Genomic DNA, 4,454 nt, shown 5'->3' with positions numbered 1-4,454 from the left:
CTCGTGCCGGGCCCGGCCCCGCCCGTACCGGGGCGGCTTCGGGGGCGGCGGGGCGCCGCCGAAGCGGTGGGCGGCGTGTCCGTCGAGCCACTTCACGGTGCGGTGGCCGTGGCCGACGGTGTAGCCGATGTAGACGGCGGCAAGACCGTGCCGCCAGCTGGGGTCGGCGCCGTTCTTGAGGTCCATCGCGGTGACGACGAGGAGCAGCACCTCCAGGAGCGGCTCACAGAGCAGCAGCCCGAGGCCGAGCCGGGGCATCCGCAGCAGATAGCGGGCGGCGAGCCCGGCGGCCAGCAGGACCCAGAACCCCACCTCGCAGACGACGATCAGCGTGACGATCACGGCGCTTCCCCTTTCGCTTCCCCCGTCGGGTCCCTCCCAGCGTCCCGTGCGGCCGGGCGCGGTTCGTCGTCGCCGGTGAGGAATCGCGCCTACATCGTTCGACGGAGGCGCGGACCCGCGCGGATCGGCCGGTACGTCGAGGCCGGGAGGGCGCGGGGCGTGTTGGATGGTTCCGTGACCCTCCCCCGCCCGCACCCCCACGATCTGCTCATCGCCCTGGCCGGCCTCTCGGTCGGCGTGCTGCTGTGGTCGTTCGGGCTGTACACCACGGGCGACCGGATCTTCGAGCAGCGCTGGGCGGCGCTCGTCCCGCTGGCGGTGATGGCCGGGGCCGAGGCGCTGCGCCGGGTGGCGCCGCAGACCGCGCTGGTCACCGGGACGCTGGCCATGGTGGCCGACCAGTTCACCAACGGGAACCTGGCCACCGTGCTGATGTTCACGGACGTCGTCTACGCGGCGGTCGTCTACGGCACCCCGGCCCAGGCCCGCCGCATCCCGTACACCACCGCGCTGGTCACCGTCGCCACCACGGTGGCGTTCCTGGTCTGGTGGCAGAACGCCTTCGCGCTGCTCGTCGGGGTGATCACCGGGATCATCGCCTTCCTGCCCGCCGTCACCGGCTCGATCGTGCGCAACCACCGCGAGGCCGCCGTGGCCGCCCGGCTGCGCGCCGAACAGACGGCGCTGCTGGCCGAGATGGACCGGGCGCAGGCGGTGGTGGCGGAACGGGCGCGGATGGCGCGGGAGCTGCACGACATGGTGGCCAACCACCTCTCCGCGATCGCGATCCACTCGACGGCGGCGCTCTCCCTGGACGATCCCGGCACCACCCGGCAGGCGCTGGAGGTCATCCGCGAGAACAGCGTGGCGGGGCTCGCGGAGATGCGCCGGCTGATCGGGCTGCTGCGGGACAGCGGCGCGGAGCGCGAGCCGGCCGCGACGGCGACCCTGGCGGGGCTCGACGCCCTGGTCGGGCAGGCGCGGGCGAACGGCGCGGCGAGCGGGCTGCGCTTCGCCCTGGAGGACGCCCGGCGGGACGGTCCGGGGCTGCCGGCGCCGGTGGAGCTGGCCGCGTACCGGATCGTGCAGGAGTCGCTGACGAACGCGCTGAAGCACGCGGTGCCCGGCGAGGTGCGGGTGGCGCTGGCGCACCGGGACGGGGCGCTGCGGGTGACGGTGACCAGCCCGTACGGGCAGCGGCCGGGGCCGCGCGTGCCGGGTTCGGGGGCGGGTCTTGTGGGCATGCGGGAGCGGGTGGCGCTGCTCGGCGGGTCCCTGGAGGCCGGTCCGGTGACGGCGGCCGGGGGCGCCCGGGTGTGGCGGGTGCGGGCGGAGCTGCCCGTGGGAGCGAGCGAGGAGGAGCGGGCATGACGGTGCGGGTGGTGGTGGCCGAGGACCAGGGGGCGGTACGGGCCGGCCTGGTGCTGATCCTGGGCAGCGCGCCGGACATCGAGGTGGTCGGGGAGGCCGAGGACGGCGAGCGGGCGGTGGAGCTGGCCCGCGAGCTCCGTCCCGACCTGGTGCTGATGGATGTGCAGATGCCCCGGATGGACGGGGTGACGGCGACCCGTCTGGTGGTGGCGGAGGGGCTGGCGGACGTGCTCGTGCTGACCACCTTCGACCTGGACGAGTACGTCTTCGGGGCGCTGCGGGCGGGGGCGTCGGGCTTCCTGCTGAAGAACGCGGACGCGCGGGAGCTGATCGAGGGGGTCAGGACGGTGGCGCGGGGCGAGGGGCTGATCGCGCCGGCGGTGACCCGGCGGCTGATCGCGGAGTTCGCCTCCCCGTCCCCGCCGGTACGGCGGGACCCCGTGGTCCTGGAGTCGCTGACGCCGCGCGAGCGGGAGGTACTGGCGGCGCTGGGGGCGGGCCTGTCGAACGCGGAGGTGGCGGTACGCCTGGAGATGGCGGAGGCGACGGTGAAGACGCACGTCAGCAAGGTGCTGGGGAAGCTCGGGCTGCGCAGCCGGGTCCAAGCGGCCGTGCTGGCACAGGAGTTGGGGCTCCACTAGACCGGAACCGACGTTGGTCTGGACCTCTTGACGATTGGTCCAGACCTTCCTACGCTCGCGGGGCGCGCGCAACTCTCCACGGACCACCCCCACCCCGAACGTCCGCAACTTGAGGAGCACCGTTGAGCACTCAAGCACCGACGCGCCGAAGAGGATTCAGGGCACGGGCCGCCGCCGCCCTGACCGCCCTGGCCCTCCCGCTCGCCGCCATGGTCGGTCTCGCCTCCCCCGCCGAAGCGGCCACCTCGGCCACGGCGACCTATACCAAGACCCAGGACTGGGGCACCGGCTTCGGCGCCAGCTGGACCGTCAAGAACACCGGCACCACCACCATCACCTCCTGGACCCTGGAGTGGGACTACCCCACCGGCACCCGGGTCACCTCCGCGTGGGACGCCACCGTCACCAACAGCGGCAACCACTGGACCGCCAAGAACGTCGGCTGGAACGGCACCCTGGCCCCCGGCGCCTCCGTCTCCTTCGGCTACAACGGCGCCGGCTCCGGCGCCCCCAGCGGCTGCAAGATCAACGGCGCCTCCTGCGACGGCACCCAGCAGCCCGGCGACAACCCGCCCTCGGCCCCCGGCACCCCGGTCGCCTCGGACATCACCGACACCTCGGTGAAGCTCACCTGGGGCGCGGCCCAGGACGACACCGGCGTCAAGAACTACGACGTCCTGCGCGACGGCACCAAGGTCACCACCACCACGGCGCTGACCTACACCGACCAGGGCCTCACCGCCGGCACCGACTACAGCTACACCGTCGTCGCCCGCGACACCGCCGACCAGACCGGCCCCGCCGCCGGCCCGACCCCGGTGCGCACCACCGGCGGCGGCACCCAGCCCCCGCCGAAGGCCGTGAAGATGGGCTACTTCACCAACTGGGGCGTCTACGGGCGCAACTACCACGTGAAGAACATCGTGACCTCGGGCTCCGCGTCCAAGATCACCCACATCAACTACGCCTTCGGCAACGTCCAGAACGGCAAGTGCACCATCGGCGACGCCTACGCCGACTACGACAAGGCCTACACCGCCGACCAGTCCGTCGACGGCGTCGCCGACACCTGGGACCAGCCGCTGCGCGGCAACTTCAACCAGCTGCGCAAGCTGAAGAAGGCGTACCCGAACATCAAGGTCCTCTGGTCCTTCGGCGGCTGGACCTGGTCCGGCGGCTTCGGCCAGGCCGTCCAGAACCCCGCCGCCTTCGCCCAGTCCTGCTACGACCTGGTCGAGGACCCGCGCTGGGCCGACGTCTTCGACGGCATCGACCTGGACTGGGAGTACCCGAACGCCTGCGGTCTCACCTGTGACACCAGCGGCGCCGCGTCCTTCAAGAACATGATGCAGGCCATGCGCGCCAAGTTCGGCGCGAACAACCTGGTCACCGCGGCCGTCACGGCCGACGCCTCGGCCGGCGGCAAGATCGACGCCGCCGACTACGCGGGCGCCGCGCCGTACTACGACTGGCTCAACGTGATGACGTACGACTTCTTCGGCGCCTGGGAGGCGAAGGGCCCGACCGCCCCGCACTCCCCGCTCACCTCGTACGCCGGCATCCCGCAGGCGGGCTTCAACTCCGCCGAGGCGATCGCCAAGTTCAAGGCCAAGGGCGTCCCGGCGAACAAGCTGCTGCTCGGCATCGGCTTCTACGGCCGAGGCTGGACCGGCGTCACCCAGTCCGCCCCCGGCGGCACGGCGTCCGGCCCGGCCCAGGGCACCTACGAGCAGGGCATCGAGGACTACAAGGTCCTCAAGACCTCCTGCCCGTCGAACGGCACCGTCGCCGGCACCGCCTACGCCCACTGCGGCACCAACTGGTGGAGCTACGACACCCCCGCCACCGTCACCTCCAAGATGGGCTGGGCCAAGAACCAGGGCCTCGGCGGAGCCTTCTTCTGGGAGTTCAGCGGTGACACCACGAACGGCGAGCTCGTGAACGCCATCAACGGCGGACTGAGCTAGCACCCCGGGTACGACGAAGCGGGGGGGGGGGGGGGGGGGGCCCGCCCCCCCCCCCCCCCCCCCCCCCCGGCCGGGGCGCCCCCCCCCCCCCCCCGCGCGGGGGGGCCCCCCCCCCCCGCCCCCGGGCGGCGCC

The 4,454-nt window shown here is 73.2% G+C and carries 3 protein-coding genes and 1 pseudogene; 3 read left to right on the top strand and 1 reads right to left on the bottom strand.

Features of this window, described 5'->3' with window-relative positions:
* Positions 1 to 342 (bottom strand): annotated as a pseudogene (locus tag ACFW1I_RS12280) (hypothetical protein); the annotation flags it as partial.
* A gap of 174 nt (positions 343 to 516) precedes the next feature.
* Between ACFW1I_RS12280 and ACFW1I_RS12275 the strand changes: the two are divergent.
* The 3 genes from ACFW1I_RS12275 to ACFW1I_RS12265 all read left to right on the top strand — a co-directional run bounded on the left by ACFW1I_RS12275 (position 517) and on the right by ACFW1I_RS12265 (position 4,321).
* Positions 517 to 1,713: a sensor histidine kinase gene (locus tag ACFW1I_RS12275; RefSeq protein WP_384669102.1), complete on the top strand. Its 1,197-nt coding sequence runs from the start codon at positions 517 to 519 to the stop codon at positions 1,711 to 1,713.
* Positions 1,710 to 2,354, top strand: coding sequence for a response regulator (locus tag ACFW1I_RS12270; protein WP_384669100.1), 645 nt, complete (start codon positions 1,710 to 1,712; stop codon positions 2,352 to 2,354). Before ACFW1I_RS12275 ends, ACFW1I_RS12270 begins: the two co-directional genes overlap by 4 nt.
* Before the next feature lie 122 nt (positions 2,355 to 2,476).
* Positions 2,477 to 4,321 carry a glycosyl hydrolase family 18 protein gene (locus ACFW1I_RS12265; protein WP_384669099.1) on the top strand — a complete coding sequence of 615 codons (1,845 nt, stop codon included), beginning with the start codon at positions 2,477 to 2,479 and terminating at the stop codon, positions 4,319 to 4,321.
* Positions 4,322 to 4,454 lie beyond the last annotated feature (133 nt).

This window comes from Streptomyces sp. NPDC058955 (genome assembly GCF_042741435.1).
GTDB lineage: Bacteria > Actinomycetota > Actinomycetes > Streptomycetales > Streptomycetaceae > Streptomyces.
The sequence above is the reverse complement of the archived record's forward strand: the minus strand, read 5'-3'. Positions and strand labels throughout refer to the sequence as shown.

What these genes read in the sequence shown, in the direction of transcription:
- ACFW1I_RS12270 (WP_384669100.1), top strand. Translation starts at nt 1,710, where the DNA reads ATGACGGTGCGGGTGGTGGTGGCCGAGGACCAGGGGGCGGTACGGGCC.